Source organism: [Haemophilus] ducreyi, from assembly GCF_900109315.1.
GTDB classification, from domain to species: Bacteria; Pseudomonadota; Gammaproteobacteria; order Enterobacterales; family Pasteurellaceae; genus Haemophilus_B; species Haemophilus_B ducreyi.
This window is the reverse complement of sequence record NZ_FOJC01000003.1, coordinates 149,931-176,883: the sequence shown is the minus strand read 5'-3', so window position 1 is coordinate 176,883 and position 26,953 is coordinate 149,931. Positions and strand designations below refer to the sequence as shown.

The following is a 26,953-nucleotide window of genomic DNA, read 5'->3' as shown; positions in this document are numbered from 1 at the left end:
TAAATGGTAGGGCTAGATGATTTTAAACTGAATAAAAAATAAATTTAGTCAGTTCCTTCTGCCATTAATTGCTGGATTTCTCGGTCATCAATAGCAATCAATAACCGCTGATATTCAGCAATCTTTTGTAAATTCAAATTCTTTTCTGACGTATTGTTTTCCAGTCTCTTATTTAGCTTTTCTGGGCGAGAAATTGCTGCTTTAATCTTTACCTTTTGTGAAAAGGTGGATACGTTTGGCAGATTCAACAAAATCAGAAGTAATGTCGTCCAATAAGTCAAAATAACAGAAACAATCGCAATAATAGCAGGTAAACCTTCAAAGATAATTTGATAATGGGTTAAAACTAAATGCAACAACTGAGAATAAGCCCCAATCAGTGTTGCATTCAACCCTGTGAGCATTTTCTTATTCATTGGTTGTTAGCACTCCTGCTTTATGAGTTGTTTTTGTGAGGCGTTCTCTAAGCTGAGCAATCTGCTCCGCTGTTAGCTTGTCTAAATCAAAGGTTTCAACTACTTTTGTCCCATCGGCGTTTAGCGTTGTAATTCGTAAAAGGTTATCAGGGAAAAAATAATCAAGCAGACGTTTAACGCCTGCCCAACCTATGTAGGCAAATAATGCCGAGAACACAACAACAACAAATATAGTGCTAATGTTCATTTTTCTCTTTTAAAATTGTTTAAATTTTTACACCATCTTATCTTTGCCATCAGCAGGCGAATGCTCAATAACTTTTGTAATGGTGTAGCTTTTCCGTTCAGAAAGCCCATTATCGGTTGTTTTGATCGCTAGTTCAACATAAAAAAGGTCATCAATTGAAAATCTTGTTGAGCTTGTTTGCACCTTTTTCCAAAAGCCTTCATCTGCAATTTTTACTGCAACAGGAGTAACCTCATCAGGCAAAATCATTTTCCAACCACTTTTCGGTGTAGCGAAGTTAATGGCTGCAATACGGACGTATTTTTTCACGGTTTCGGTATTGTCTTCTTTAATAGCGACTTACTGATTTCTGAAATAATTAAGCTGTTCAAAGCCTACTTCGAGTACTTGTTCTGCCTTATTTTCTGTGTAAAGTTTAGCGGTGATTTCTCGGCTCACTGGGCTATGGAGAATATGGGATAAATCTTTGCGAATGACATTACTGTGTAACAAAGTATTTACTGCTTCATCACTTTCAATCACTTCGCCATCAATAACTAAGTTTTGGCTTTGCTCATCAATAACTACATCGTGAACTTTTCGCCCTTTCAATTTTTGAATAACCGCAATCAATCCACCACCAAAGGCGCTACAACCACCTGCAATGCCTAAAACCTCTGCTGAGCGAACCGCCCATTTGAGCAATCGTTAATAATGTTTCAAATGATCCTTCTTTTTTGAGCCGTTACTTCAGTATTTACTTCACTACTAGAACCATTAAGCAATTCATTGGCTTCTCGTACTAATTCAGAAAAAGCAATTAAACTTTGCCCTAGCACATCGGCATCAATTTTGTGCTGATCCGTTTTCCCACCCTCATACACCAATTCAAAATTAGTGGTTTGTAAATTTTCTGTTTGTTGTTTTGCTGTCATTTTCATTCCTTAGATTTATTTCTTTTTCTTCCCACCACAAATACTTTCACAAGGTATGCCGTCGTTGTCTCGGTCTAGGCTTTTTACGCCACATTGGGTTAAGTGAAAGCGGGCTTCTTCACAGCTATCCATTTGTCCACAGGTGCGTTTGCTACAGGTAAATGTTTGGGCAAGAGCAAAGGTGGCTACACCTGCAAATGCCAGCATCACTATATATTTTTTCATTTTGTGAACCCTAGGTAATGTTAAAAATTAATCAAGCTACTTCACGATTCGTAAGTGCCGCCGCCTGTGCTAGCGCGCTCGCGGTTTTTTCAATGGCTTCTTTGCCTTGTTCGTTACTTTCACGATAGTCGTCAAGTAGCAGTTGTTCTTGTTGGGTTAAAACACTCTCAGGAATATTTCCAATAAACACATCCCCAACACCAGCAATGAGCCAGTTCGCATTTACGTGATACTGGGAGATCAATTTAAGCAATAAGTCTTCAGGTACTTTCTGTTTTCCACGCATAACATCTGCAATTCTTGTTTGAGAAATATCCAAACTTTCTGCAAATTCTTTTACGCTGGCAAATCCTAGAGCCTTAATCAAACGCTTAAACTTCTCGTTAGTGTTCATTTTTTAACCTATTAAACTGGGATAATCCCAAAAACAATAAAAATACCTTGATTTAATGGATCATTTCCATAAAATGGAATTATTCCAATTTGATTAAATCTTTAATCATTATAGCACAACAAGGAGTATCAACAATGCAGAGAAAAGCAAAAACGCCAAGCGAAGTTAAGGCGAAATTTCGAGCGAAGGGGGAAACCTTTTCTCACTGGGCAAAAGCCAATGGCTACGACCCAACCCATGTTTCACGAGTGCTAAATGGCACGATTAAAGCCAGCTATGGCAAAAGCCATGAAATTGCCTTGAAACTTGGCTTAAAAGCGGCGGCTTAACGCACTTTGCTCTTTAACAATTTAACAGATCTGAAAAGCGATGCTTTTGTAAAAACATAGCGGAATTTGACCGCTAATAAACATTAAGAGGAAAAACAGATGAAACAAATTTTAGTGAAATTAGCCACAGCATTTTTAGAACGTAACGGCTATATCGTAAGGAGCAAAGCATTGTGCAATTTAGTACCTGACTTTGTGATCAGAATGCAACAAGAAAATGTAAAAAACGTTGTTCCTCTCTCTTGGGATTATGACCACTAAGGAGAGATATGAAAACAGAAAAACTTAATACCATGCAACGCGCACTGCGGATTTTAAAAGCATTAAAAGGCAGAAGACTTACTGGGCTAACCAATAAGGAACTATGCGAAGCGATTGGTGAAACCCCGGTAAATGTGAGTCGCGCATTGGCATTACTAGAAACGGAAGGCTTTGTGCAGAAGTTAGATACGGGAACTTATGCATTAAGCATTCAGTGTTTGCAGATTGCGGTGACGTATTACCGTGAAATGCAGAAACAACGTGAACATATTGATTTGATTGACCAACGTGTACAAGCTGGCAGTTGGTAAGGAGTAACAAATGAGCAATGAACATATTTTTAGTGATGAAGCAGTGGCTGAAATGCAAAAAGTGCAAAATGCAACCGCACTTTCGGCAAAGGCGATGACGCAGAATTTAGCGGAAGCCTACGAAACGATGGGTATGTTAAAAGCATTTAGCTTTGTAGAAAAATTGGCAACGGTTTCCAATTTGAAAATTCTTGCAGAATTGAAAGAAACCAAGAAATACAAGGGTTTGAGCTATGTTAATCAAGATGGAAAATTGGAAACGGTTTCCACTTGGGAGCAATTTTGTACTGCTTGTGGTTTAGGCAAACGTAAGATTGATGAAGACCTAGCAAACCTTAGTACTTTTGGCGAAGAGTTTTTAGAGACTAGCCAAAAGCTGGGGCTTGGTTATAGAGAAATGAAAAAGCTGCGCAAACTCCCCGAAGAAGCCCGCGCGGAAATTGTGGAAGTGGATTATTCGGAAGCCACGGATAAAGAAGATTTGATTGAGAAAATTGAAGAATTGAGCGTGAAGCATGCTAAGGAGAAGGAAAGCCTGACTAAGCAACTGGAAAGCGCGAAAGCAAACTATGATGCTCAGGCGAAAGTGATAGCCAATAAGGACGAACGCTTAAATAAACTGGACAAAGAGCTGGCGAAGAAAACGCTACTGATTGAAACCCAAACACCCGACCAACGGGGCGGTATGTTGCGAGAAGAAGCAGCACAGATTAGCTATAAAGCAGAAGCTATTTTGCGTGGACAAGTCTATCAGGCATTTGAAGCCTTACAAGATCATCAAGACGCACACGGCATTGACCATCGTCAGTTTATGAGTGGTGTGCTTGCTGAATATCAGTTGATTTTAAGCGAACTTAAAGAACGTTTTAACTTAACTGATGAGCCGATAGGCGATAACTTACCTGAATGGGCAAGAAATGAATATGCTGACGAGCCTACCGTTGAACCGAGCTTAGCGGCGATTTTAGATGAAGTCAGTGAAGCGGAAATTGTGGAGTAAGGACAATGCAATGGCAATTTTACCAAGTGTGCTATCCCACTGGGCAAACCGTGTGGAGACAGCAAAGTTTGGCGAGACGGAGAAAGAGATTCGTGCTGGCTGTGAGCAAACAGGGTTAAGTCGAGCGACTTTCTTACGCCAAATAAAACCCTACCGCCCGAAAAGTAATCGTAAAGTGCGGTCGGATAAAGGCAAACATCAGCTGGAAAAAACTGAACTGGATTTGATTAGTGCCGCTTGGCTGCACCTTAGACGGAAAAACGGCAAGACGATGAACACTAGAACGAGTGTTGGATATTCTGCGAGCGAATCAGCGTATTAAAGCAGAATTTATTGACGAGAATACTGGTGAAGTTCGTCCTTATTCGGCAAGTTCTGTAGAACGTGCATTACGCAATGCCAATTTACACCCCGACCAGTTGTTACGCCCAACGTCTGTGGTGCAGTTGCAAAGTAAGCACCCGAACCACGTGTGGCAAATCGACCCGTCGTTGTGTGTGTTGTATTACTTAAAAGAGACAGGCAAAGGTAATGGCTTGTGTATTATGGAAGAAGGTGAGTTTTACAAAAACAAGCCTGCTAATGTAGCGAAAGTAGAACCGCAACGAGTATGGCGATATGTGATAACGGATCACACATCAGGCGTGATTTATGTGGAGTATGTGTATGGAGGTGAAACAGCAGAAAACGTGAGCCAGTGCTTTATTAACGCTATTCAGCCGAAAGCCAACAAAGCTGAACCGTTTTTCGGTGTACCCAAATTTTTAATGTTTGACCGTGGTACCGCGAATACTTCACAAATGTTCAGCCACTTATTGCATCAACTTGATGTAAAAGTGGAAATTCCAAAAGCCCATAATGCCCGAGCCAAATGGCAAGTGGAAAAAGGCAACGACATTGTTGAACGGCAATTTGAGAGTGGGCTGCGGTTTATGAATGTATCGGGGCTGGATGAGTTAAATCAACTGGCTCACCAATGGATGCGGTATTTCAATGGGAAAGCAGTGCATTCACGCCACGGGCGAACACGTTATCAAATGTGGCAACACATTAAAGCTGACGAATTGATTATTCCACCCAGCCGTGAAATTTGCCAAGAATTGATGATTACTGCTCTTTCGGAACGAACGGTATCAGACAAGCTCGAAATCAGCTTTGAAAGCCGTCGTTATGATGTGCGAAATGTGCCTGATGCTCGTGTTGGGGAGAAAATCACAGTAGGCAAAAATCCATATCGCCCTGAATGTGTACAAGTACAATGTTTTGAGCGTGTCGTCGATGAAGGCGGCTTGGAAAGCGTGAAACCTTACTGGGTAGTCGTTGAGCCTATTGAAGTCAATGAATATGGCTTCAGAGTGGATGCGGCAATGATTGGCGAAGAATATAAGGCACAACGCAAAACAGCATTTGAGACCAACAAAGAACAGGCTGAAAAATTGGCTTACGGTGTAGACAACGAAGACGATTTGAAACGAGCTAAAAAGGCAAATAAACCGTTATTTAACGGTGAAATTAACCCTTATAAGCATATCGAAGAAACCGATCTAAATTGGGTTATGCCGAAAAAAGGACAAGAACACGAATTGACTACTAATGCTCGCAGAGTTGAGCAGAAGCCGATGTCAGTTGTGGAATTTGCTAAAGCGGGTAAAGCCCGGTGGGGCAAATTATGGACTGGAATCAGCTATCAATGGGTGGCTGGGCGTTATGGCAAGAATGTATCAATAACTGAAGCAGAACGCTTATTAAGCTTAGATTTCCCTGCTTTTAAAGCGGAGTTTGCTGCGCCAACGCCTGAAAACAAGAGCAAAATTGATCGTAGTTTGCGATTGTTAGCCGCATAAATTTTGATGAACGGAGCCGAAGATGTGTTGAAGTTAAAACAGGTGCTAATTGATAAAGGTATAAGCCTGCGTGAATTGGCAAAGAATATGAATGTGTCGCCTGCAACGGTATCACAGTTGATTAATCATAATCAGCGGGTGAAACAATGGGCGGAATTTGAAAAGAATTTGGCAACGAATTTAACCGCTCTTGGGGTGACCCAGCCGTTAAATGAGTTGTTGAAAAACGAAGCGGCAGGGGCAAGTTTGGCGACCGAGCCTGCCGCTTCCATCCCTAAAACCATAGATGAAATTAAGGACGAGATTATGTTACTCGCAAAACAAACTTTATTTCCAGCCACAAAGAAACATTTTGGCTTATTTCGTGATCCGTTTGCTGAAGATATACGCAGTGCGGATGATGTTTTTGCCACGCCGGATATTCGTTATGTACGTGAAGCTCAATTCCAAACCGCTAAGCACGGCGGTTTTATGGCAGTTGTTGGTGAAAGCGGTGCCGGCAAATCTACTCTGCGCCGTGATTTGATTGATCGTATTAACCAAGAGAACGCCCCGATTGCAGTAATTGAGCCGTATATCATCGCAATGGAAGATAACGATGCCAAGGGTAAAACCTTGAAAGCAGCACATATTGCCGAAGCAATTATTTCTACCCTTGCCCCTTTGGAAGGTGTGAAACGTTCGCCGGAAGCACGATTCCGCCAGTTGCATCGAGTTTTGAAAGAGAGTTGCAAGGCAAGGTATAGCAATGTGTTGATTATTGAAGAAGCACATAGCTTACTGATTCCTACTTTGAAACATTTAAAACGCTTTTTTGAATTGGAAGACGGCTTTAAAAAATTGCTTTCCATTGTTTTGATAGGTCAGCCGGAGCTGAAATTAAAACTCTCGGAACGCAATACCGAAGTCCGTGAAGTAGTACAGCGCTGTGAAATTGTGGAGTTAATGCCCCTTGATGCAGAGTTAGAAGCTTATGTGGCATACAAACTGGAACGAGTGGGCAAAAAGCTAAGTGATATTTTTGAGGAAGATACCTTTCTTGCTGTTCGCCAACGTTTAACTGCAACCAACCACAACAAAACCACCACAAGCCTGCTTTATCCATTAGCAGTAAACAATTTACTGACAGCATCAATGAATATGGCAGATAGTTTAGGTATTCCTAAAGTAGACGGACAGGTGGTGATGAATGTGTAACAAAGTATTAAAAACGATTTCTCGTCGAGATAAAAATCAGTTTTTGGCGTGTTGCAATGAGTTTGCTGAGCTAACCAAAGATTCGCCTGAGGCTATTGCTGCTGCCTTAGCACAAGGCATTCAGCAATTTGATTTTATTGAAGATAAAGACGGCAAATTGAATATTCGAGCTGAACTTTATGATAAAGATGCAGCGTTTTATCCCAATGCTAGTGAAATTAAGGAGACAGAAAATGGCGAAGAAAGCAGTGAGAATTAAAGCAGATGTTCACGAATTGAACTTACAAACTCAAGATGAAGTGGCATTGGCAATTAAGGAAATCGGTGATTTAGAACGTGAGCAGGTAAGACTTTCTACCCTACAAGCGGATGAGAAAGCAGCGATTGATGAAAAATATACGGCTGAATTGACCGCACTTAAGGAGAAAGTGAAGCCATTACAAAAGGCGGTACAGGCTTATTGTGAAAGCCGTCGGGACGAGCTAACCAACGGTGGCAAGCAGAAGACGGCTTATTTCAACACAGGTGAAGTGCAATGGCGTGCGAAGCCGCCAAAAGTTAGCATTGCAAGTGTGGTAAAAGTGATTGAAGCCATTAAAAATACGGGCTTTTTACAGTTCTTGCGTGTGAAAGAAGAAATCAATAAGGAAGCGTTGCTTGCTGACCCCAAAACGGCTCGCTCAATTAGTGGTATTTCAATTCGTGAGAATGAAGAAGAGTTTGTGATTAAACCTAATGATGAAGAGATTCGGAAATGACGGACAGAAATGCAATTAAAGCCATATGGCAGCAAGAATATGATGATGCTTCACTTGCTGCCGCAGAAATGGAACGCAAGGGCGATTATTACCTAGCAGTCAATTTGTGGAAAGTGGCACAGGAAAAAACGCTGAATTTAACACAGAAAAACTGGTGTAAACATCGAGCAAAATACTGCGAAAACTGGGCAGGAAAAAAGGAGAAAGACAATGATTGATACCCTTGAACAACTCAAACTACAAATTCACGAAGCCGTGGTGCAGTTACAACAAGCGGAAAAATCCTTGGATAAGCAAGAAATGATTCGCGCTTCTATTTATGTGGGGAATGCGAAGGGGATTTTGATGAAGTTAGGGGGGAAGTTGAGATGAAAAAATATAGTGTTAAATTCCATGTTAACGTTCAACCTGAAGAAGATAATTTAGGGATCAAAGCAAGTATTGGAAACGCTACTTTGCCACCGCAACTTACAGAAATTATGTCAGATTTTTTGGTTAAAATCCCCGTTCTGATTAGAACAGGTTGGTTTATTATCATTGATAAATATCCTGAGGCTGAAAATGACTTTGATGTTGAACTTAGTTTTGATTTTGAAAAAGATGAAGACAATGAATGGGCTGCTTCTGGTCATGTGGATAATGTTGATAAAGTGGATTGCCTAATATTTGGGATGGCGAAAATGATTATGCAAGAAGATCCTATTATTGATGAACTCATTGAAAAGAATTTGGAAGAATTAGATTTGCCCGATCACATACAACACTTTGACCCTACTTGTTAAACGATAAAAACCACCTTCGGGTGGTTTTTTCATATATGGAGAACAAAAATGAAAGTGAAATGTAGTGCCTGTGGTGCGGTGCATTCGTTAGATGCATTAGTAGCAAATCAGGCGGCAAGTGATGCTTTAAATACGGCGTTAATGGTGAATGGCGAATTGGGCAAGGCGTTAATTGGTTATTTGGGCTTGTTTCGCCCTACCAAAACATCTCTTACTTTTGACCGTGTCGCAAAGCTCTTAAATGAGCTTACGCCGATGATTCGTGAGGGCAAAATTCAACGTGATGGATGTGAGTTTTCAGCCCCCTCGGAAAGCTGGATTTATGCGATTAATCAGATGTTGGCAAGTCGGCAGACGTTGAAATTGCCGATGAAATCTCATGGTTATTTGTTAGAGATTATTGCCAGTTACAAGCCTGCTAGCACAACAGTGGCTTTGCACAATTTTGAGCAAAATCGACCGCTTGCAAGCAGTAAAATGAATGCAGTGAAAGGAGCGTTGGAATGGGGAACGAATGGATAAAACCGATTTTAGGCAAAGGATTTGCCGTGTTGCTAACGTTACGGCTGAAAAATTCGCCAACGGAGGATATGGTGAAGCCAACACTAGAAACGTGGTTTCAGGTGCTGACTTATAAGAAAAGCTGGGTGCAGGAACTAGACCAAGTGCGGTTTGAGCAGGCTTTTATGTGGATTTCGCAAAATTGTGATTGGTTTCCAACGCCTAAAATATTTTTAGATGCGATGCCACGGCGTGCAGTGAAAGAACTTCCACCCCCCACCGCCAAAAACAGCTGAAGAACAGGCTAAATTGGACGAAATTGCAGTGAAAAATATTCAGAAATTGAAACGATTATTAAGGGGATGTTATGCGAAATAAACTGTTGCAATTAGTACATATTGGGAAGAGTCAGTTAGGAATGGATGATGAAACTTATCGTAGCCTACTTTCTCAACAATTCTACCAAAATTCTGCAAAAAATATAAGCTATTCAGAGCTGATTAAATTAGTAAAATTATTGCAGGATAAAGGGGCTAAAATTCAGCTACCAAGAAGCAAATCATCGCTTTCACCTATTCAGCGTAAGTTGTGGGCGATGTGGAAACAAATGTACGCTGATGGAGTAATTGATGATGGTTCTTCTCGTGGGCTGAATAGCTTTGTGAAGCGGTCGTTAAATGATGATGCGCCGTGGAACGAGCTGACAAATTCACAAGCCACCTTGATTTTAGAAAATTTGAAACAATGGCAAAAACGAGTAGGTAAATAAAATGAATATCGCCAAATTTGACAACAATACTCTTTAAGCTACAAGCTCTAAGTTGTTGGCAGATTTGGCGAACCATATCTCTAATATTATTGGTTTATATAAATTAGGAAAAACAAGATGATTACTCAAATGGAAATAGCACGACATGAGCTTTTACGGGATATTGAAGATAATGTGAATACGCTATGCCAAAATTACAATCTTGATGTAGAAATTTGTGAACAAATTTCAACTGGTGTTACTGATTTCTTAGCTGAACATTATGCTGGACAAGTCATTTCTTTTCCTAAAGATTTTTATTATAAAATCGCTCAACGAGATTTGGATATTTATAATGATTTTACCGGTAATAATTGGTTCTTTTTAGTTAAAAAGTATGGTATGACGAAATCAGGTATTCGTAAAGTCATTAATCGTGTACGAAAACGTATAGTGAAACATCAACAACCAGATTTATTTTGCGAATAAAAAAACAGCTTCACTATTCTAAAATGAAGCTGTTTTACTAAATTTACTTTCTAATTTCCTTTTTCATATTTTGTAATAGCCTTTCATTTTTCTTGTCCCACTACTACACGTTGCTACCCACCAAGTCCCATTTATCTCAGTTAGATTCTATTATTTATATTACTTAGTTTTAGCGGTTTAAATTTGAAAGAATTTTGCTAAATTAGTCCGCTTGCTGATTTTTATCATAGCCAAAAAATAGATTTTAGTGTAGAGTAAGCTCCCGTCCTGATAGTTTGATTAAAACTATTCATTCCTATTTTCTTATCTATTTATTAATCATCGAAGGCAATAAAATGGCAACGAATTATATTTTCGTGACGGGCGGTGTTGTTTCATCTTTAGGCAAAGGTATTGCCGCGGCATCACTCGCATCTATTCTTGAAGCTCGTGGTTTAAATGTTACCATTATGAAGCTTGATCCTTATATTAATGTCGATCCAGGCACTATGAGTCCTACCCAACACGGTGAGGTTTTTGTTACTCAAGATGGTGCGGAAACTGATTTAGATTTAGGCCATTATGAACGTTTTATTCGCTCAAAAATGAGTAAAGCAAATAATTTTACTAGCGGTAAGATTTATTCAGAAGTATTACGTAAAGAACGGCGTGGTGATTATCTCGGTGCGACGATTCAAGTGATTCCGCATATTACTAATGAAATTAAAGCGCGTGTAATTGAAGGTGGTAAAGGTCGCGATGTTGTGATTGTGGAAGTGGGGGGCACTGTTGGCGATATTGAGTCCTTACCATTCTTAGAAGCATTACGTCAGCTTGCTGTAGATGTAGGCCGTGAAAAAACATTGTTTATGCATTTAACGCTAGTGCCATATATTCCAACAGCGGGTGAAGTCAAAACTAAACCAACGCAACATTCCGTGAAAGAATTACTGTCAATTGGTATTCAACCAGATGTGTTAATCTGTCGTTCAGACCGTACAATCCCCGCAAATGAACGTAAAAAAATTGCTTTATTCTGTAATGTGCCAGAACGTGCGGTGATTTCATTAAAAGATGTTGATTCGATTTACCGTATTCCAGAATTATTAAAATCACAAGTTTTAGATAGTTTTGTTTGTGATCGCTTCCGTTTGGAATGCTCAGAAGCAGATTTAAGTGAATGGGAACAAGTGCTTTATCGTCAAGCAAATCCAACCGGTGAAGTGACCATTGGGATGGTCGGCAAATATGTTGAATTACCCGATGCGTATAAATCGGTAAATGAAGCATTAAAACACGCCGGTTTAACCAACCGCTTAAGCGTTAATATTAAATATATTGATTCACAAGATATTGAAACAAAAGGCACAGAATTATTAGATGGCTTAGATGCGATTTTAGTCCCGGGTGGTTTTGGTTATCGTGGTGTGGAAGGTAAGATCCGTACAGCGCAATATGCAAGAGAAAATAATATTCCTTATTTAGGTATTTGTTTAGGTATGCAGATTGCATTAATTGAATATGCGCGTAATGTAGCGGGCTTAACTGAGGCAAATTCATCGGAATTTGATCCTGCGTGTAGCCAGCCAGTGATTGGTTTAATTACGGAATGGCAAGATGAATCAGGCAATGTTGAAACACGTACAGATAAATCAGATTTAGGTGGTACAATGCGTTTAGGTGCACAGCAATGCCATTTAATTGAAGGAACTAAAGCTCGAGAAATCTATGGCGCAGAAGCGATTGTTGAACGTCATCGCCACCGCTATGAAGTGAATAATGTATTATTGCCAACTATTGAAGCGGCGGGATTAAAGGTAAGCGGTGTCTCAGCGGATCGCAAATTAGTTGAAATTATTGAAGTGCCAAACCATCCTTGGTTTATCGCTGCTCAATTTCATCCAGAATTTACTTCGACTCCTCGTGATGGGCATCCATTATTTGCAGGTTTTGTTGCCGCAGCAAAAGCATATCAAGATTCTCGTAAAGCATAATAGTTAAGTGAGGTTGCACAAGCGGTCTGAAATATACTTTTTGGTTAAAAAAGCAAATATTTCGACCGCTTTTGTGATCTAGAGGTTAATTGACAGGTAAAAGGAGCATTTATGTCAGATCCACATATTACATCACCAATGGATTTTTGGGATTATCTTACTGTGATTACTTATCGACTTGGTTTTGTCTTAGCGAGCATAGCATTATTACTTTTTCCTTATTATATTGAGCTTGCGTACTCTGGATTATTAATCGCCGGCACAATGTTAGCATCATCATTGCATTTATATATGAAAAATATTCGGTTGGTTTTTCAATTTAGTGTATGGATCGGCTTGCTATGTCAGGTGTTTGGCTTACCAACGTTAGCTTTGGGCGCAATACTATTAGTGATCGGTGGCTTAAGTTATAAAGAATATTTCTGTTTCCGCATTTGGGGATTGAATTTTCAACCCTTATTAATGGCGTTGCTTTGGTTGGCGGAGTGTTTATCTCAATCGATGTTGATTAACCTTAGCAGTTTAGCGAGTGGTATTTTACTGATTCTACTCAGTATTCAAAAATGGCGTATGCCGTTACATTTTGATATTGGTGATAAGACTAAGTATCAAATTTAATTATTATTTAAGCAATATTATGGATTAACAACGGTATGTTAACGAAAAGTGTCGCAGTTATCACCTCCACCATTGGTCGCCCAGAGTTAGAAAGAGCGATTCAATCAGTACAGCAACAGACTTATCCCTGTCAGCATTATGTATTTGTTGATGGTGTGCAGTTTGCTGAGCAAGCAAAGCAAATTTTAGATAAATATCCACAAGTAATTGTTACTTATCTCCCGATGAATACCGGTGCAAATGGTTGGTCGAATAGCAGTATTAATGCGATAGCGCCTTTTTTAGCCAAAGAGGATATGATTTGCTATCTTGATGATGATAATTGGTATGAGCCAAATCACGTAGAGACTTGTTTAACTTGCCTGATGCAAAACCAGTTAGACTATGTTTATAGTTATCGTAACTTAATTAATTCAGTGAATAATCATTTTATTTGCCGGGATACGTTTGAATCTGTTGGGCCTAATAAAGCCTTAAAATTAGACATAAGCTCAAATATGTTGAATATTGCCGGCAGTATTCAACTTCATAATGAAAATCATATTGATACTAATACCTATTTTTTAACCAGAAAAGTGGCGCTTGAAGCTAGTCAATATTGGTATTCTGGTCGTTCAAATGATAATAATGTATCAAATTGGTTATTGTTTTCTGCCTATAAAGGTATTTGTACTAAAACCTATAGCGTGAATTATCTTTTTGATCCAACAACGTTTTTTAATACGTTTTATCAAATGATTTGCCAAAATGCACCGCTCAATAGTAGCGAACAAGACAAAATGGCGATCTTAGAAGCATTAATTCGTGCAATTAGTGATAGTCAAGCGAGTGATTAATTATCAAAAATTGTTAAAGCAATACTAACGTTGGCGAGCATACCCAATTGCCGTCCCTTAAATTAAGGGAAATAGTAATTATTCAGTGACAAAACGAAGCGCTTGTTCGACAACTTCAATCCCTGCGCCTTGTTTACAAGCGTTTTCACTTAAATGCCGTCGCCATTGACGCGCACCTTTACAATTTTGGAATACGCCTAACATATGTCGCACAATATGATTGAGGTAAACGCCTTTTGATAATTGTTGTTCAATATAAGGCAACATATTTTCTACAGCGGTACGTGCGGTGATAAGCGGTTGGTTTTGATCAAATAATTGTTGATCGATCTCCCCTAATAATGCCGGGTTTTGATAAGCTTCTCGCCCAACCATCACACCGTCAACTTTGGTTAAATGTTGTTTTATTTCATCAATTGTCTTAATACCGCCATTGATTGAAATATTTAACTGCGGAAAGTCACGTTTTAGCTGATACATTCGTTCATAATCAAGCGGTGGAATTTCTCGGTTTTCCTTAGGGCTTAAACCAGATAGCCAAGCTTTACGTGCGTGGACAATAAAATCTTGCGAATAAGGTTGGATTTTGTCAATAAAATCACATAAAAAAGCATAGCTGTCTAATGTATCAATACCAATCCGATGTTTAACGGTCACCGGAATATCGACCACATCTTGCATTGCTTTAATACAATCCGCGACTAAATCAGCATTAGCCATTAAACAAGCACCAAACATACCATTTTGAACCCGATCAGATGGGCAACCAACGTTTAGGTTAATTTCTGTATAACCACGTGCTTGTACTAATTTTGCACAATTAGCCAGCTGAGTTGGATCACTGCCGCCTAATTGTAAGGCAACAGGCTGTTCTGCGGGATCATACTCAAGTAAATCATATTTAGCGTGAAGAATCGCCGGCGCAGTAATCATTTCCGTGTAGAGTAAAGCTTGTTGGCTAAATTGACGATGAAAATAACGACAATGGCGCGTTGTCCAATCTAACATTGGCGCGACCGCAAAACGGCCGCGATAAAATTTGTTATGCATAAATTTAAACGTATACTAATAATAAGCGGGCTTATTTGCTGATTTTTGGCACAAAAAGCGCGCTTGACTTCATTAACTAACAGTCGATTATACGCTAAAAGCTTATTGATTTCATCGCCTTATCAACATAAAGCAATGCGCTATAAACTCAGTCTAAAGCGATATTTTAGATTTATCATAATGCTAACTTGCGTTAAAATAAGATAAATTTGACCGCTTTATGCGTGGAATGATGGATAATCAGGGAGATAAAAATGGTTTCAGGTTTAGCACAATACGGTGTGATTGATTTACACTTACATTTAGATGGTTCTTTATCACCTGCGTGGATGATTGAATGGGCTAAAAAACAAGCGGTTAATTTACCCGCGAGTACAGCTGAAGCATTAACTGCTTATGTATCAGTCCCACAAGATTGCAGTGATTTGAATGAGTATTTACGTTGTTTTGACTTGCCACTTTCTTTATTGCAAACACCAGAAGCATTGAGCTCAGCCGTTACGGATTTGATTCAACGTTTAGATCAAGATGGTTTAGTCTATGCAGAAATTCGTTTTGCTCCACAACTACATACACAACGATCAATGTCACAAGAAGATGCGGTTAAAGCCGCATTACGTGGCTTACAAGCGGGCTTGGCTAGTACAAGTTTGTTTAAAGCAAATTTAATTTTATGTTGTATGCGCGCGGCAGATAATAGATCAGTAAATTTAGAAACAATTTGCTTGGCTAAACAGTATTTAACTAAATATGAAGCCGGCGTGGTCGCGATTGATTTAGCCGGTGCAGAAGGATTGTTTGCTACTCAACATTTTCAGCAAGAATTTGATTTTGCTAATCAACATGGTGTGCCATTTACCATTCATGCAGGCGAAGCTGCCGGTGCAGAAAGTGTCCAACAAGCGCTAGATTTTGGCGCTACTCGCATTGGTCACGGGATTCGGGCTATTGAAAGCGAAACGGTAATGAAGCAGTTAATTGATAAAAGAACACCGCTAGAAATGTGTCCTTGTAGTAATTTGCAAACTAAAACAGTCGCACAATTAGCAGACTACCCATTACGTACTTTTTTAATGCGTGGCGTAGTAGCCACTTTAAATACTGATAATATGACCGTTTCACAAACCTGTATTCAGCAAGAATACCGTTTATTGGCTGAACAATATCAGCTGTCAATCTCAGAAGCAAAACAGCTACTATTAAATAGTATAGCGGCCGCTTTTTTATCAAATGAAGATAAAAAAGCCTTGTTAGCGCATATTCAACAACGTTACCCTCACTCATTTAAATAATAAAGCGGTTATTTTTATTGATTTAGGCAACAGAAAGCACGCTATTGCTGATATGCATTAGCGTGCTGTTTTATTTGCGCATCCAGCGGATTAGTAGTAAGAGTGTTCACCTCGTTGATGCTCAGTTACATCTTTCACACCCTTGAGTTCAGTTGGAAAGGTTGCTAATAATTGCTTTTCTATTCCTTCTTTCAAGGTCACATCAACCATTGAACAACCATTACAACCACCGCCAAATTGTAGAATGGCATATTTATCTTCAGTTACTTCAATCAAGGTAACTTGTCCGCCGTGACTGGCTAATTGAGGATTGACTTGTGTTTGAATAACATAATCTAACCGTTCAATGAACGGTGCATCGTCTGCAATTTTACGCATTTTTGAATTTGGTGCTTTGAGCGTTAGCTGAGCGCCCATTTGATCAGTTACATAATCAATCTCAGCATCGGCTAGAAATGGCAAACTAAGCTCATCAACAAAAGCAGAAAAACCGGTAAATTTAAATTCTGTATCGGTTTCTTCAACCGCATTTGATGGGCAATAGGACACCCCGCATTCAGCACTTGGTGTGCCGGGATTGACTACGAAAATGCGAATATGGGTATTAGGTTCTTGCTGTTCTAATAGACAGCGGAAATGTGCTTGCGCAGCCTCTGAGATTGAAATATGAATGATTTCTTGTTGTTCCATTTTTGTATCCAAACGATGAGATTAACTTGACTAAAATTATCAGCCATTGTACGTCTTGTAAGCGACTTTTTCTAGCCAAAATTTTGCAAATCGACAGGTTAAAGGCTATGGCATAAGACTATGCGAAATATTAAAAGGGAATAGTGCGTATTTAAATCAACGTTATTTACTACTTTTGAGTTATGGTTAAGCTATGCCCGTAATAAATATTTGATTTATTTCAAATTTTCAAGGGCTAATCGGCAAAAATAGCCGGTTTTTGTAGAAACTTAACCGCATTTTAAGGTAAAATAGCGCCTTTATTTTTGCTTGTAAAATAATTGCAAGATAACAACTAAGATTTGAGAGCTTTATGTAACTTTTTAGAAACAGGTAGGGGAATTCATTTGTTACTAAATGACCGTTACGACTCAATAGAAGCGATTGCGATTTTCGCAATCTTATTTTTTAACCCAAAAAAGTAGTGCAAATAATATGATTACAATTAAAAAAGGCTTGGATTTACCTATTGCAGGTTCGCCAGCACAAGTAATCCATAACGGCAATACCGTTAATGAAGTTGCGATGCTTGGTGAGGAATATGTGGGTATGCGTCCTTCAATGAAAGTACGTGAAGGAGATGTAGTGAAAAAAGGTCAAGTACTTTTTGAAGATAAAAAGAATGCTGGCGTAGTTTTTACCGCACCTGCAAGTGGTACTGTGGTTGCGATTAACCGTGGTGAAAAGCGTGTTCTTCAATCAGTCGTGATTAAAGTTGAGGGTGATGAACAAATTACCTTTACTCGCTATGAAGCAGCTCAGTTAGCTTCTTTGTCAGCAGAGCAAGTGAGAGCTAATCTTATTAACGCTGGTTTATGGATAGCGTTCCGTACTCGTCCATTCAGCAAGGTTCCTGCTGTAGATGCGACACCTGCCTCGATTTTTGTGAATGCAATGGATACTAATCCATTAAGTGCAGATCCTGCCGTCATTATCAATGAATATAAAAATGATTTTGAATATGGTTTAACTGTATTAACTCGTTTAGGTGTTAAGGTGAATTTAGTCAAAGCAGCGGGTGTAAATATTCCTACTGTAGATGGCATTACTGTACATGAATTTGCAGGTAAACATCCGGCGGGCTTAGTGGGTACACATATTCATTTTATTGATCCTGTTAACTTAACTAAAACTGTGTGGCATCTAAATTATCAAGATGTAATTGCTTTCGGTAAATTATTCACAACCGGTGAGTTATTTACTGATCGTGTAGTTGCTTTGGCAGGGCCACAAGTGAAAACACCTCGTTTAGTGCGCACTCGTTTGGGTGCAAACCTTTCTCAATTAACGACCGGTGAATTAAACGCGGGCGAAAATCGTATTATTTCTGGTTCAGTATTAAGTGGTGCTACTGCAAGTGGCCCTGTGGATTTTTTAGGTCGTTATGCATTACAAGTGTCAGTGTTATTAGAAGGGCGTGAAAAAGAGCTATTGGGATGGGTTATGCCTGGCTCGGATAAATACTCAATTACGCGTACTGTATTAGGACATTTTGGTAAAAAATTATTCAATTTTACGACGGCTGTCCACGGTGGTGAACGGGCAATGGTGCCAATCGGTGCTTACGAACGTGTAATGCCGTTAGATATTATTCCAACGTTATTATTACGTGATTTAGCTGCTGGCGACACAGACTCAGCCCAAAATTTAGGCTGTTTAGAACTAGATGAAGAAGATTTAGCTCTGTGTACCTATGTTTGTCCGGGCAAAAATAACTACGGTCCTATGTTACGAACAGCGTTAGATAAGATCGAGAAGGAAGGGTAATAAAATGGGTTTAAAAAATCTTTTTGAAAAGATGGAACCTGCGTTTCACAAAGGTGGAAAGTATGAAAAATGGTACACGCTTTTTGAAGCCACATATACTATTCTTTATACACCGGGTACAGTGACTAAAAAAGACTCACATGTACGTGATGCGTTAGATTCTAAGCGAATGATGATTCTCGTATGGTTAGCGTTATTTCCAGCCATGTTCTGGGGAATGTATAACGTCGGTGGACAAGCTATTCTTGCTACAAGCCATCTAGGTTCATTAACAGATTCAATTACAAATAACTGGCATTATGCTTTCTCCGAGGCTGTGGGGGCTACATTAACTGCTGATGCAGGTTGGGGAAGTAAAATGTTGCTAGGCGCAACCTATTTCTTACCAATCTATTTAACTATCTTTTTAGTTGGTGGTTTTTGGGAAGTTGTCTTTGCGATGGTTCGTAAGCATGAAATTAATGAAGGCTTTTTTGTTACCTCAATATTATTAGCATTAATCGTGCCACCTACATTGCCATTATGGCAAGCGGCGTTAGCGGCTACTTTTGGTGTCGTGGTCGCAAAAGAAGTATTTGGTGGTGTGGGTAAAAACTTTATGAATCCGGCGCTTGCGGGGCGTGCGTTTTTATTCTTTGCTTATCCTGCACAGATTTCGGGCGATTTAGTATGGACAGCCGCTGATGGTTTTTCAGGCGCAACTGCACTTTCACAATGGGCACAAGGTGGCCAAATTGCACTTAAGCATGCAGTAACCGGTCAAGAAATCACTTGGATGGATGCTTTCTTGGGGAATGTTCCTGGCTCTATCGGTGAGGTTTCTACCTTAATGTTGATGATCGGTGCGGCAATTATTGTGTTCGCTCGTATTGCATCTTGGCGTATTATCGCCGGTGTGTTAGTCGGTATGGCTGCAACGGCAACCTTATTTAATTTAATCGGTTCAGAAACAAACCTATTATTTGCAATGCCGTGGTATTGGCACTTAGTGTTGGGTGGTTTTGCATTAGGTATGTTCTTTATGGCGACTGACCCTGTGTCTGCTGCGTTTACCAATAAAGGTAAATGGTGGTATGGCGCTTTGATTGGGGTAATGTGCGTGGTTATTCGAGTAGCGAATCCAGCATATCCAGAGGGTATGATGTTAGCAATTTTATTCGCTAACTTGTTTGCTCCTATCTTTGACTATTTAGTTGTTCAAAGCAATATCAAACGTAGAAAGGCAAAGGCGGCATAAAATGGCTAAATTTAATAAAGATAGCGTAAGCGGTACTTTAACGGTTGTTGTGTTATTAAGTTTAATTTGTTCTCTGATTGTAGCAAGTGCTGCCGTGTTGTTAAAACCAACACAAAATATTCAGAAACAACTTGATAAACAAAAAAATATCTTACAAGCGGCAGGTTTAATGCATGAAAATACCAATGTGCAAGAAACCTATGCTAAGTTCATTGAGCCAAAAATTGTTGATTTGGCAACAGGTGATTATGTTGAAGATGTAGCAAATTTTGATGCAAAAGCATTTGCAAAAGATCCCGCAACAAGCGTAGCAATTAAACCAGAAGACGACAAAGTAAATATTAGAATGCGTGCTAAATATGCGGAAGTATATTTAGTTAAAGATGAAATGGGCCAAACAACGCAAGTAGTGTTACCTATGTATGGTAATGGTTTATGGTCTATGATGTATGGTTTTGTGGCGGTGCAACCTGATGCGAATACGGTGAATGGTATTACTTATTATGAACAAGGTGAAACAGCCGGTTTAGGTGGGGAAATTGCTAATACTAATTGGCAAAAAAACTTTGTTGGTAAGAAATTATTTAATGCCAATAATGAAGTTGCTTTAACGATTGGGAAAGGCGCTTCAGCAGATAAAGAGCATGGTGTTGATGGTTTATCCGGTGCAACTTTAACGTCTAAAGGTGTCGATAATTCATTTAAATATTGGTTCGGTACAAATGGCTTCGGTCCATATTTAGCTAAATTTAAAGCAACTGCAGGGGCGAACTAATGGCAAATAACAATCTTAAAAAGTTATTGTTATCTCCAATCTCAGATAACAATCCAATTGCATTACAGATCTTAGGTATTTGTTCTGCGCTTGCTGTAACTACACAGTTACAAACAGCATTCGTAATGGCCATTGCGGTGAGTTTAGTAACCGCATTCTCTAGTATGTTTATTTCAATGATCCGTAACTATATTCCAAATAGTATTCGTATTATTGTACAAATGGCAATTATTGCTTCTTTGGTTATTCTTGTAGACCAAATATTGCGTGCCTATGTTTATGACTTATCGAAACAGCTTTCTGTTTTTGTTGGTCTTATTATTACTAACTGTATCGTTATGGGACGTGCAGAAGCATTTGCAATGAAATCAGCTCCGCTTGAAAGTTTTGTAGATGGTATTGGTAATGGCTTAGGTTATGGTGCGATGTTAGTTATTGTCGCTTTTTTACGCGAATTAATTGGTTCAGGTAAAATCTTTGGTGTTACTGTTTTACAAACTATCCAAGATGGTGGTTGGTATCAAGCGAATGGTTTATTCTTATTAGCACCAAGTGCGTTCTTTATCATCGGTTTTGTGATTTGGGCGATCAGAACTTGGAAACCAGAGCAAGTGGAGAAATAAGATGGAACATCTTTTAAGTATCTTCGTTAAGTCCGTATTTATTGAAAATATGGCGCTTTCTTTCTTCCTTGGCATGTGTACATTCCTTGCGGTGTCTAAGAAAGTTTCGACCGCTTTTGGTTTAGGGATTGCGGTTATTGTAGTATTAGGCATAGCTGTACCTGTAAATCAACTTGTTTATACTCATATATTAAAAGACGGTGTATTAGTTGATGGCGTAGATTTAAGTTTCTTAAACTTCATTACTTTTATCGGGGTCATTGCCGCACTTGTTCAAATCCTTGAAATGATTTTAGACAAGTTCTTCCCTGCGCTTTACAGTGCACTAGGGATTTTCTTACCGCTTATTACGGTAAACTGTGCGATCTTTGGTGGGGTATCATTTATGGTTCAACGTGAATATGATCTAGTTGAATCAGTAGTTTATGGTATTGGTGCCGGTACGGGGTGGATGTTAGCAATTGTTGCCCTTGCTGGTTTAACCGAGAAAATGAAATATTCAGATGTACCAGCAGGGTTACGTGGTTTAGGCATTACATTTATTACTGTTGGCCTAATGGCATTAGGTTTTATGTCTTTCTCAGGCATTCAATTATAAGGAGCATATCGTGGATAATAATTTTATTTTCGGTATTATCGCATTTACTGCTCTTGTGTTAGTGCTTGCAGTGATTATCTTATTTGCGAAATCAAAATTAGTCGATTCGGGCGATATTACTATCTCAATTAATGATGACCCTGAAAAAGGCATTACCCTACCAGCCGGTGGTAAATTATTGGGCGCGTTAGCTAGCAAAGGCATTTTCGTTTCATCCGCTTGTGGCGGTGGCGGTTCATGTGGCCAATGTAAAGTACAAGTTAACTCCGGCGGTGGTGAAATTTTACCAACTGAGCTATCACATATTTCTAAGAAAGAAGCAAAGGAAGGTTGGCGTTTAGCTTGTCAGGTTAATGTTAAATCCTCAATGGATGTTGAATTGCCTGAAGAGATCTTTGGTGTTAAAAAGTGGGAATGTACAGTTATTTCTAATGATAACAAAGCAACTTTTATCAAAGAGCTTAAATTACAAATTCCTGAAGGGGAAGAAGTACCATTCCGAGCAGGTAGCTATATTCAGATTGAAGCTGAACCGCATACAGTTAATTATAAAGACTTCGATATTCCAAAAGAATATCACGAAGATTGGGATAAATTTAACTTATGGAGCTATGTTTCAAAAGTCGATGAGCATATTATTCGTGCTTACTCAATGGCTTCCTATCCAGAAGAAAAAGGCATTATTATGCTGAATGTACGGATTGCAACTCCGCCACCACGCCAACCAGATGCACCTCCAGGTCAAATGTCTTCATATATTTGGTCATTAAAAGCGGGTGATAAAGTAACTATTTCAGGCCCATTTGGTGAGTTCTTTGCCAAAGAAACCGACAATGAAATGGTATTTATTGGTGGCGGTGCAGGTATGGCACCAATGCGATCGCATATTTTTGACCAGTTAAAACGTTTAAAATCTAAACGTAAAATGTCATTCTGGTATGGCGCACGTTCTAAACGTGAAATGTTCTATGTAGAAGATTTTGATCAACTACAAGCTGAAAATGACAATTTCAAATGGCATGTAGCACTTTCAGATCCACTCCCTGAGGATAATTGGGACGGTTACACAGGCTTTATTCATAATGTGCTTTATGAGAACTACTTGAAAAATCACGAAGCACCGGAAGATTGTGAATACTATATGTGTGGTCCACCAGTGATGAATGCCGCAGTGATAGGTATGCTGAAGAGTTTAGGTGTTGAAGACGAAAATATCTTATTAGATGATTTCGGTGGTTAATTTGCTTTAATACACTATGATAAAGCGGTACGATTTGTAAACTTTTTTGCATATCGTACCGCTTAACGCATTTAATGGCTAATAGATAATTGATTATCAATTAATTTTATATGAGGAAATCAGGTGAAACTTAAATCTCTAATGTTGGTATGTGTCGCGAGTTTATCGTTTATTCTGACCGCTTGTAATAAATCTGCAGAACAAATTACTTTACAAGGTAAAACAATGGGGACCACTTATACAGTCAAATATATTGATGATGGTAAGATCGCTAATTTACCTACCGCTGAACAAGTAAAAAAACAGTTAGATGATGTTCTTAAAGTCGTTAATGATGAGATGTCTACTTACCGACTTGATTCACAAATCAGTCGCTTTAATAAATTACGTGAAGTTAATACTCCGTTTGAGATTTCACCAGACTTTGCTACAGTGGTGGCAGAAGCTATCCGCTTGAATAAAATTACAGAGGGCGCATTAGATGTGACTGTAGGGCCTTTGGTAAATTTATGGGGTTTTGGACCTGATCGGCGGTTAGATAAACAGCCATCAGCTGCACAAATTAATCAACGTGCTGCTTTTGTGGGCATTGATAAATTAGCCTTGAATATTGAGCATAAACCAACATTGACTAAATCAGTCCCCAATTTATATTTAGATTTATCTTCGATTGCCAAAGGGTTTGGTGTAGATAAAATTGCGGATCAACTAGAAATGTTAGGCTTAGAAAACTATTTAGTTGAAGTGGGCGGTGAATTACGTGGCAAAGGAAAAAATTTGCAAGGCTTAAATTGGCAGATTGCGATTGAAAAGCCAAATTTTGAGCAAGGGCAAGCGGTGCAAATAACGGTGCCATTACATAATTTAGGCATGGCAACGTCAGGTAATTATCGTAATTATTTTGAAGATGAACAAGGTAATCGTTTATCGCATATTATTGATCCGAAAGCATTAAAGCCAGTGAATCATAAATTAGCGTCCATTACGGTGTTAGCCCCTACATCGATGACAGCGGATGGTTTATCAACAGGCTTATTTGTTTTAGGTGCAGAAAAAGCGTTAGAAGTTGCAGAGCGTGAAAAATTAGCGATTTTTTTAATTATTAAAAATGGTGACGGCTTTGAAACACAAATGTCGAGTCAGTTTAAAAAATTAATAGATCAAAAATAGTTGGAGTAACAATGGAAACATTATTATTAACGTTTGGTTTTTTTATTTTAGTGATTTTTGCGATGTCGATCGGCTTTATTATTAAAGGTAAAATAATCAAAGGAAGTTGTGGTGGTATTACGGCATTAGGTATGAAAAAAATGTGCGATTGTGAAGAGCCTTGTGATAATTTGAAAACAAAAATTATGGAAGGCAAAGCTGATCCAGCAAAAATCGCACAGTTTAAGAAAAAAGTAGCGTCGTTTTACGAAGTCAAATAGTTTATTGATTCATTTAAATTAATATTAAAAGCGTGGATTTTCCACGCTTATTATTTTAGAACTGTTTACTGATACTTAATTTAATATTTCGTCCAGTACCCGCCGCTAACTCACTAAGATAAGGACGATATGATCGATTTAATAAGTTATCGACAGTGAATTGAATGCGTAAATGTTTGATTTGTTTAGGTTGCCAAGTCGCGAAGATGCCGTGTAAAGCATAACCGCTTGATTTAGGTAATGCCCAATGGCTTGCCTCTTTATCTTGATCTGTAGGGGAACGATCTTGACGTCGAACAAACTCACTTTTCCATCCTAACGTTAAATTTGTATCAGGAATATGGCTACCTAAAGTAACAACGGCTTTACGCGGAGGAATTTCTGCAATCCAGCTTGTACTGGCTAGCCAAGGGTTTCTTGGTGATGCTAATCGTTTTCCTATTGTATGTGAATAGCTAAGATTGGTGAACCAATAAGTTGAATCATAATTCGCTTCTAACTCAAATCCTTTAATTTGATAGCCGGGTAAATTGCGGTAATTGCCGATTTTTTTGCTACAAACATCATTCTTAGCACCTTGTGCACTTTCAAAGCAGCGGATTCCTCGAGTTTTAAAAATCTCATCTTTTCCTTTATAGTAAAAGAAAGTTGAGTTAAAACTTAATTGATCGTTGTTTGATAAAATGTGATCGAAATGTATCTGCTTTCCTACGCGTAACTGTGTGATACGTTCTTTTTTGAGGTCTAACGAGCTTGCTGTCGGGCTTGAAGTTGCTTTTGCGTATTGTGTTTCATATTGTTCATCGATAACGGGTGCGCGCCAAGTGTTACTTATATTGCTGAATAAATTTAAGTAAGGAGTTAGTTTATAATTCAAACCTAAGTAAGAAGACCAGCCCGGATAATGTTTACTGCTGTAATCATGCCCTGCGGCCGGATCATTATAAATAGTAGCTATATTAGGGTTGCCTATATTTTTCACATAATCATAACGAGTACCTATGCTAACCGTTAGGTTGTGAATTTTTATCTTATCCTGTGCGTAAAATGCGTGTGTGTATTGACGCCCTGATGGCATATAATAGGGTTGGAAATATCCATGGTTATATTCTGCATTTTTGATTTTACTCGGATCAAAAATAAGCGTTTGTCGTTTATGTTTTACCCATTGTAAACCGACTAAAAGTGTATGAGATGTTTTTGCCACATTAAACAAACTAGTATTGTTAACATCGAATGTTAAATCGGTATAACGCGTCCAGCTTTCATTACCTAAGGAAGCTGAGAATAATTTTGAAGCTTCTTCTGGACGTGTATCATGTTGAGCTGTGCTCGAGTGGCTGAGCTGTGCGACAGTATTAATCCAAGGGTTATTTTCAGGTAAGAATTGGTATTGTAATGAATAGCTTCTATCTTGCTGTTCTCGTGCGACAAGTTTACGTTTCCACGCCAAGTCTAAGCCATATTTAGTAATTTCTGCTTCAGTTGGACCCGGTAAAAGATCACGTTTGGCTGCAAAAGGCTCCCAACCATTATGATTTCCGTGTACTTTAGAAAAAGCCAGTAGTTGCGATGGTGTTAACCACCAATTGACTTTAGCTAAGAAATTCGCTTGATTATTTGCAGAATATTTGATCGGCGTTTTATCTGCGCGTTTGTAATCATGAGCACGTCGTACAGTCGCGTAAACTAAAGCATCTATATTCTTTTGATCATTTTGCATGAATATAGCGCCGCTAAAGGTTCTTTGATTATTGTTGGTGTTATACCCATATTTTAGTAATCCGCCTAACAGCTGATTTTCTTGTAGGAAATCTTTTGCATTTTTTGTCTCAAGTTTAATGGTCCCAGCAAAACCGCCATTGCCATATTGTGGGTAGTGGTTGCCTTTATCAATAGAGACGCGACGTAATAATTCTGGCTCAATAAATAATGATCCTTGTTGGTATTTTTCAAAATTTTTTGTGGTACCATCGACTTGAACTCTAATGTCTTCGGTATCGCCCATTCCTCGAATATTGAGTGTTTGCCCACTTGGGCGGAATCCACCAGCCATACTGACACCAGGTACTGTATTCACCAAATCAGCCACATTGTCTGATTGCTTTTGATCAATTTCATTTTGAGTAATGATTGATCGATCAGGTTGTCGTTCGTGATGGCCGGGCACGGTAATGACAGATAGAGATATATTTTTGGGATTATCCTCGGCTATAGTATAGCCGTGCAATCCAATAAAGAATGTTAGCGTAGCGCATTGCTTTTTCATCTTCATTTTATGTTTCCTTTATGTATGAATAAAACGTATTTTGTCAATATATCATTAAATTGGTAACAATTATCATTTTTATCCATAAATGCAAGCTTTT

The 26,953-nt window shown here is 38.8% G+C and carries 36 protein-coding genes and 1 pseudogene; 27 read left to right on the top strand and 10 right to left on the bottom strand.

What is annotated here, in order from left to right; all coding sequences use genetic code 11:
• Positions 1-44: 44 nt before the first annotated feature.
• The 7 genes from BMX01_RS03145 to BMX01_RS03115 are packed head-to-tail and all read right to left on the bottom strand — an operon-like array spanning position 45 to position 2,196.
• The gene (locus tag BMX01_RS03145) at positions 45-416 is read right to left on the bottom strand and encodes a hypothetical protein (protein ID WP_064082566.1); all 372 of its coding nucleotides are present in this window, start codon (positions 414-416) and stop codon (positions 45-47) included.
• A complete protein-coding gene (locus BMX01_RS03140; protein ID WP_074647753.1) occupies positions 409-663 on the bottom strand; it encodes a hypothetical protein in 255 nt (84 codons plus the stop codon). Before BMX01_RS03140 ends, BMX01_RS03145 begins: the two co-directional genes overlap by 8 nt.
• A 27-nt stretch (positions 664-690) precedes the next feature.
• Complete coding sequence (locus tag BMX01_RS03135) at positions 691-972, bottom strand: hypothetical protein (protein ID WP_064082568.1); 282 nt, start codon at positions 970-972, stop codon at positions 691-693.
• A gap of 30 nt (positions 973-1,002) precedes the next feature.
• On the bottom strand, positions 1,003-1,347 hold the full coding sequence (locus BMX01_RS03130) for a hypothetical protein (protein WP_064082569.1): 345 nt from the start codon (positions 1,345-1,347) through the stop codon (positions 1,003-1,005).
• A 14-nt stretch (positions 1,348-1,361) separates the two neighbouring features.
• Entirely contained in the window at positions 1,362-1,577 is a 216-nt protein-coding gene (locus BMX01_RS03125; RefSeq protein WP_064082570.1) for a hypothetical protein, read from the bottom strand.
• A gap of 15 nt (positions 1,578-1,592) precedes the next feature.
• Positions 1,593-1,802, bottom strand: coding sequence for an excalibur calcium-binding domain-containing protein (locus BMX01_RS03120; protein WP_064082571.1), 210 nt, complete (start codon positions 1,800-1,802; stop codon positions 1,593-1,595).
• 31 nt (positions 1,803-1,833) lie between these two features.
• A complete protein-coding gene (locus BMX01_RS03115) occupies positions 1,834-2,196 on the bottom strand; it encodes a helix-turn-helix domain-containing protein (RefSeq protein WP_074647749.1) in 363 nt (120 codons plus the stop codon).
• A gap of 134 nt (positions 2,197-2,330) precedes the next feature.
• Between BMX01_RS03115 and BMX01_RS03110 the strand changes: the two genes are divergently transcribed.
• From BMX01_RS03110 to BMX01_RS03035, 18 genes and pseudogenes are all read left to right on the top strand, one after another.
• A complete protein-coding gene (locus tag BMX01_RS03110; protein WP_064082573.1) occupies positions 2,331-2,525 on the top strand; it encodes a DNA-binding protein in 195 nt (64 codons plus the stop codon).
• Positions 2,526-2,624: 99 nt separating this feature from the next.
• Entirely contained in the window at positions 2,625-2,786 is a 162-nt protein-coding gene (locus BMX01_RS07850; protein ID WP_169828943.1) for a hypothetical protein, read from the top strand.
• An 8-nt stretch (positions 2,787-2,794) separates the two neighbouring features.
• Entirely contained in the window at positions 2,795-3,097 is a 303-nt protein-coding gene (locus BMX01_RS03105) for a helix-turn-helix domain-containing protein (protein WP_064082574.1), read from the top strand.
• Between the two features lie 10 nt (positions 3,098-3,107).
• A complete protein-coding gene (locus BMX01_RS03100) occupies positions 3,108-4,097 on the top strand; it encodes a hypothetical protein (RefSeq protein WP_074647747.1) in 990 nt (329 codons plus the stop codon).
• Positions 4,098-4,107: 10 nt separating this feature from the next.
• A pseudogene (locus tag BMX01_RS03095) lies at positions 4,108-5,941 on the top strand (transposase family protein).
• Positions 5,942-5,965: 24 nt separating this feature from the next.
• Positions 5,966-7,138: an AAA family ATPase gene (locus tag BMX01_RS03090; protein ID WP_064083030.1), complete on the top strand. Its 1,173-nt coding sequence runs from the start codon at positions 5,966-5,968 to the stop codon at positions 7,136-7,138.
• The gene (locus BMX01_RS03085) at positions 7,131-7,397 is read left to right on the top strand and encodes a hypothetical protein (RefSeq protein WP_064082576.1); all 267 of its coding nucleotides are present in this window, start codon (positions 7,131-7,133) and stop codon (positions 7,395-7,397) included. Before BMX01_RS03090 ends, BMX01_RS03085 begins: the two co-directional genes overlap by 8 nt.
• Positions 7,372-7,896 carry a host-nuclease inhibitor Gam family protein gene (locus BMX01_RS03080; RefSeq protein ID WP_064082577.1) on the top strand — a complete coding sequence of 175 codons (525 nt, stop codon included), beginning with the start codon at positions 7,372-7,374 and terminating at the stop codon, positions 7,894-7,896. The genes BMX01_RS03085 and BMX01_RS03080 overlap by 26 nt, the downstream gene beginning before the upstream one ends.
• Positions 7,893-8,114, top strand: coding sequence for an ANR family transcriptional regulator (locus BMX01_RS03075; protein ID WP_064082578.1), 222 nt, complete (start codon positions 7,893-7,895; stop codon positions 8,112-8,114). Before BMX01_RS03080 ends, BMX01_RS03075 begins: the two co-directional genes overlap by 4 nt.
• Positions 8,107-8,268 carry a hypothetical protein gene (locus BMX01_RS07845; protein ID WP_169828944.1) on the top strand — a complete coding sequence of 54 codons (162 nt, stop codon included), beginning with the start codon at positions 8,107-8,109 and terminating at the stop codon, positions 8,266-8,268. Before BMX01_RS03075 ends, BMX01_RS07845 begins: the two co-directional genes overlap by 8 nt.
• Positions 8,265-8,678: a hypothetical protein gene (locus BMX01_RS03070; RefSeq protein WP_064082579.1), complete on the top strand. Its 414-nt coding sequence runs from the start codon at positions 8,265-8,267 to the stop codon at positions 8,676-8,678. The genes BMX01_RS07845 and BMX01_RS03070 overlap by 4 nt, the downstream gene beginning before the upstream one ends.
• Positions 8,679-8,726: 48 nt before the next feature.
• Positions 8,727-9,200, top strand: coding sequence for a hypothetical protein (locus BMX01_RS03065; protein WP_064082580.1), 474 nt, complete (start codon positions 8,727-8,729; stop codon positions 9,198-9,200).
• Entirely contained in the window at positions 9,182-9,475 is a 294-nt protein-coding gene (locus tag BMX01_RS03060) for a hypothetical protein (RefSeq protein WP_231087446.1), read from the top strand. The genes BMX01_RS03065 and BMX01_RS03060 overlap by 19 nt, the downstream gene beginning before the upstream one ends.
• Before the next feature lie 71 nt (positions 9,476-9,546).
• Complete coding sequence (locus BMX01_RS03055; protein WP_064082581.1) at positions 9,547-9,948, top strand: regulatory protein GemA; 402 nt, start codon at positions 9,547-9,549, stop codon at positions 9,946-9,948.
• A 117-nt stretch (positions 9,949-10,065) separates the two neighbouring features.
• Entirely contained in the window at positions 10,066-10,416 is a 351-nt protein-coding gene (locus BMX01_RS03050) for a Mor transcription activator family protein (protein ID WP_064082582.1), read from the top strand.
• A 335-nt stretch (positions 10,417-10,751) separates the two neighbouring features.
• On the top strand, positions 10,752-12,389 hold the full coding sequence (gene pyrG / locus BMX01_RS03045; RefSeq protein WP_064083234.1) for a glutamine hydrolyzing CTP synthase: 1,638 nt from the start codon (positions 10,752-10,754) through the stop codon (positions 12,387-12,389).
• 111 nt (positions 12,390-12,500) lie between these two features.
• Entirely contained in the window at positions 12,501-13,007 is a 507-nt protein-coding gene (locus BMX01_RS03040; RefSeq protein ID WP_064082584.1) for a DUF2301 domain-containing membrane protein, read from the top strand.
• Positions 13,008-13,042: 35 nt separating this feature from the next.
• On the top strand, positions 13,043-13,843 hold the full coding sequence (locus BMX01_RS03035; RefSeq protein WP_064082585.1) for a glycosyltransferase family A protein: 801 nt from the start codon (positions 13,043-13,045) through the stop codon (positions 13,841-13,843).
• Between the two features lie 78 nt (positions 13,844-13,921).
• On the opposite strand, the gene dusA is transcribed toward BMX01_RS03035, so the two are convergent.
• Positions 13,922-14,893, bottom strand: a complete 972-nt coding sequence (gene dusA / locus BMX01_RS03030) for a tRNA dihydrouridine(20/20a) synthase DusA (RefSeq protein ID WP_064082586.1) — start codon at positions 14,891-14,893, stop codon at positions 13,922-13,924.
• 254 nt (positions 14,894-15,147) lie between these two features.
• Here dusA and add point away from each other — a divergent pair, with 254 nt between their 5' ends.
• A complete protein-coding gene (gene add / locus BMX01_RS03025; RefSeq protein ID WP_064082587.1) occupies positions 15,148-16,185 on the top strand; it encodes an adenosine deaminase in 1,038 nt (345 codons plus the stop codon).
• Positions 16,186-16,275: 90 nt separating this feature from the next.
• Here add and nfuA read toward each other — a convergent pair whose 3' ends face one another.
• A complete protein-coding gene (nfuA, locus tag BMX01_RS03020) occupies positions 16,276-16,875 on the bottom strand; it encodes a Fe-S biogenesis protein NfuA (protein WP_010944401.1) in 600 nt (199 codons plus the stop codon).
• A gap of 474 nt (positions 16,876-17,349) precedes the next feature.
• Here nfuA and BMX01_RS03015 point away from each other — a divergent pair, with 474 nt between their 5' ends.
• The 8 genes from BMX01_RS03015 to nqrM all read left to right on the top strand — a co-directional run bounded on the left by BMX01_RS03015 (position 17,350) and on the right by nqrM (position 24,584).
• Complete coding sequence (locus BMX01_RS03015) at positions 17,350-18,681, top strand: Na(+)-translocating NADH-quinone reductase subunit A (protein ID WP_064082588.1); 1,332 nt, start codon at positions 17,350-17,352, stop codon at positions 18,679-18,681.
• Between the two features lie 4 nt (positions 18,682-18,685).
• The gene (locus BMX01_RS03010; RefSeq protein ID WP_074647744.1) at positions 18,686-19,918 is read left to right on the top strand and encodes an NADH:ubiquinone reductase (Na(+)-transporting) subunit B; all 1,233 of its coding nucleotides are present in this window, start codon (positions 18,686-18,688) and stop codon (positions 19,916-19,918) included.
• Position 19,919: 1 nt separating this feature from the next.
• A complete protein-coding gene (locus BMX01_RS03005; protein WP_064082590.1) occupies positions 19,920-20,693 on the top strand; it encodes a Na(+)-translocating NADH-quinone reductase subunit C in 774 nt (257 codons plus the stop codon).
• On the top strand, positions 20,693-21,316 hold the full coding sequence (locus BMX01_RS03000) for an NADH:ubiquinone reductase (Na(+)-transporting) subunit D (RefSeq protein ID WP_010944405.1): 624 nt from the start codon (positions 20,693-20,695) through the stop codon (positions 21,314-21,316). Before BMX01_RS03005 ends, BMX01_RS03000 begins: the two co-directional genes overlap by 1 nt.
• Before the next feature lies 1 nt (position 21,317).
• The gene (nqrE, locus tag BMX01_RS02995; protein WP_010944406.1) at positions 21,318-21,914 is read left to right on the top strand and encodes an NADH:ubiquinone reductase (Na(+)-transporting) subunit E; all 597 of its coding nucleotides are present in this window, start codon (positions 21,318-21,320) and stop codon (positions 21,912-21,914) included.
• Positions 21,915-21,924: 10 nt separating this feature from the next.
• A complete protein-coding gene (nqrF, locus tag BMX01_RS02990) occupies positions 21,925-23,154 on the top strand; it encodes an NADH:ubiquinone reductase (Na(+)-transporting) subunit F (protein WP_074647741.1) in 1,230 nt (409 codons plus the stop codon).
• Between the two features lie 123 nt (positions 23,155-23,277).
• Entirely contained in the window at positions 23,278-24,324 is a 1,047-nt protein-coding gene (locus tag BMX01_RS02985) for an FAD:protein FMN transferase (RefSeq protein WP_074647738.1), read from the top strand.
• Between the two features lie 11 nt (positions 24,325-24,335).
• A complete protein-coding gene (gene nqrM / locus BMX01_RS02980; protein WP_010944409.1) occupies positions 24,336-24,584 on the top strand; it encodes a (Na+)-NQR maturation NqrM in 249 nt (82 codons plus the stop codon).
• A 55-nt stretch (positions 24,585-24,639) separates the two neighbouring features.
• Here nqrM and BMX01_RS02975 read toward each other — a convergent pair whose 3' ends face one another.
• Entirely contained in the window at positions 24,640-26,859 is a 2,220-nt protein-coding gene (locus BMX01_RS02975; RefSeq protein ID WP_074647735.1) for a TonB-dependent hemoglobin/transferrin/lactoferrin family receptor, read from the bottom strand.
• Between the last annotated feature and the right edge of the window lie 94 nt (positions 26,860-26,953).

Coding starts and splice junctions, on each gene's coding strand:
- nqrE (WP_010944406.1), top strand. CDS start 21,318: ATGGAACATCTTTTAAGTATCTTCGTTAAGTCCGTATTTATTGAAAAT.
- BMX01_RS07845 (WP_169828944.1), top strand. CDS start 8,107: ATGATTGATACCCTTGAACAACTCAAACTACAAATTCACGAAGCCGTG.
- BMX01_RS03010 (WP_074647744.1), top strand. CDS start 18,686: ATGGGTTTAAAAAATCTTTTTGAAAAGATGGAACCTGCGTTTCACAAA.
- BMX01_RS07850 (WP_169828943.1), top strand. CDS start 2,625: ATGAAACAAATTTTAGTGAAATTAGCCACAGCATTTTTAGAACGTAAC.
- BMX01_RS03070 (WP_064082579.1), top strand. CDS start 8,265: ATGAAAAAATATAGTGTTAAATTCCATGTTAACGTTCAACCTGAAGAA.
- BMX01_RS02975 (WP_074647735.1), bottom strand. CDS start 26,859: ATGAAGATGAAAAAGCAATGCGCTACGCTAACATTCTTTATTGGATTG.
- nfuA (WP_010944401.1), bottom strand. CDS start 16,875: ATGGAACAACAAGAAATCATTCATATTTCAATCTCAGAGGCTGCGCAA.
- BMX01_RS03035 (WP_064082585.1), top strand. CDS start 13,043: ATGTTAACGAAAAGTGTCGCAGTTATCACCTCCACCATTGGTCGCCCA.
- BMX01_RS03100 (WP_074647747.1), top strand. CDS start 3,108: ATGAGCAATGAACATATTTTTAGTGATGAAGCAGTGGCTGAAATGCAA.
- BMX01_RS03055 (WP_064082581.1), top strand. CDS start 9,547: ATGCGAAATAAACTGTTGCAATTAGTACATATTGGGAAGAGTCAGTTA.
- BMX01_RS03085 (WP_064082576.1), top strand. CDS start 7,131: ATGTGTAACAAAGTATTAAAAACGATTTCTCGTCGAGATAAAAATCAG.
- BMX01_RS03000 (WP_010944405.1), top strand. CDS start 20,693: ATGGCAAATAACAATCTTAAAAAGTTATTGTTATCTCCAATCTCAGAT.
- add (WP_064082587.1), top strand. CDS start 15,148: ATGGTTTCAGGTTTAGCACAATACGGTGTGATTGATTTACACTTACAT.
- dusA (WP_064082586.1), bottom strand. CDS start 14,893: ATGCATAACAAATTTTATCGCGGCCGTTTTGCGGTCGCGCCAATGTTA.
- pyrG (WP_064083234.1), top strand. CDS start 10,752: ATGGCAACGAATTATATTTTCGTGACGGGCGGTGTTGTTTCATCTTTA.
- BMX01_RS03015 (WP_064082588.1), top strand. CDS start 17,350: ATGATTACAATTAAAAAAGGCTTGGATTTACCTATTGCAGGTTCGCCA.
- BMX01_RS03005 (WP_064082590.1), top strand. CDS start 19,920: ATGGCTAAATTTAATAAAGATAGCGTAAGCGGTACTTTAACGGTTGTT.
- BMX01_RS03080 (WP_064082577.1), top strand. CDS start 7,372: ATGGCGAAGAAAGCAGTGAGAATTAAAGCAGATGTTCACGAATTGAAC.
- BMX01_RS03075 (WP_064082578.1), top strand. CDS start 7,893: ATGACGGACAGAAATGCAATTAAAGCCATATGGCAGCAAGAATATGAT.
- nqrM (WP_010944409.1), top strand. CDS start 24,336: ATGGAAACATTATTATTAACGTTTGGTTTTTTTATTTTAGTGATTTTT.
- BMX01_RS03115 (WP_074647749.1), bottom strand. CDS start 2,196: ATGAACACTAACGAGAAGTTTAAGCGTTTGATTAAGGCTCTAGGATTT.
- BMX01_RS03065 (WP_064082580.1), top strand. CDS start 8,727: ATGAAAGTGAAATGTAGTGCCTGTGGTGCGGTGCATTCGTTAGATGCA.
- BMX01_RS03040 (WP_064082584.1), top strand. CDS start 12,501: ATGTCAGATCCACATATTACATCACCAATGGATTTTTGGGATTATCTT.
- BMX01_RS03105 (WP_064082574.1), top strand. CDS start 2,795: ATGAAAACAGAAAAACTTAATACCATGCAACGCGCACTGCGGATTTTA.
- BMX01_RS03140 (WP_074647753.1), bottom strand. CDS start 663: ATGAACATTAGCACTATATTTGTTGTTGTTGTGTTCTCGGCATTATTT.
- BMX01_RS03120 (WP_064082571.1), bottom strand. CDS start 1,802: ATGAAAAAATATATAGTGATGCTGGCATTTGCAGGTGTAGCCACCTTT.
- BMX01_RS03145 (WP_064082566.1), bottom strand. CDS start 416: ATGAATAAGAAAATGCTCACAGGGTTGAATGCAACACTGATTGGGGCT.
- BMX01_RS03050 (WP_064082582.1), top strand. CDS start 10,066: ATGATTACTCAAATGGAAATAGCACGACATGAGCTTTTACGGGATATT.
- BMX01_RS03125 (WP_064082570.1), bottom strand. CDS start 1,577: ATGACAGCAAAACAACAAACAGAAAATTTACAAACCACTAATTTTGAA.
- BMX01_RS03060 (WP_231087446.1), top strand. CDS start 9,182: ATGGGGAACGAATGGATAAAACCGATTTTAGGCAAAGGATTTGCCGTG.
- BMX01_RS03110 (WP_064082573.1), top strand. CDS start 2,331: ATGCAGAGAAAAGCAAAAACGCCAAGCGAAGTTAAGGCGAAATTTCGA.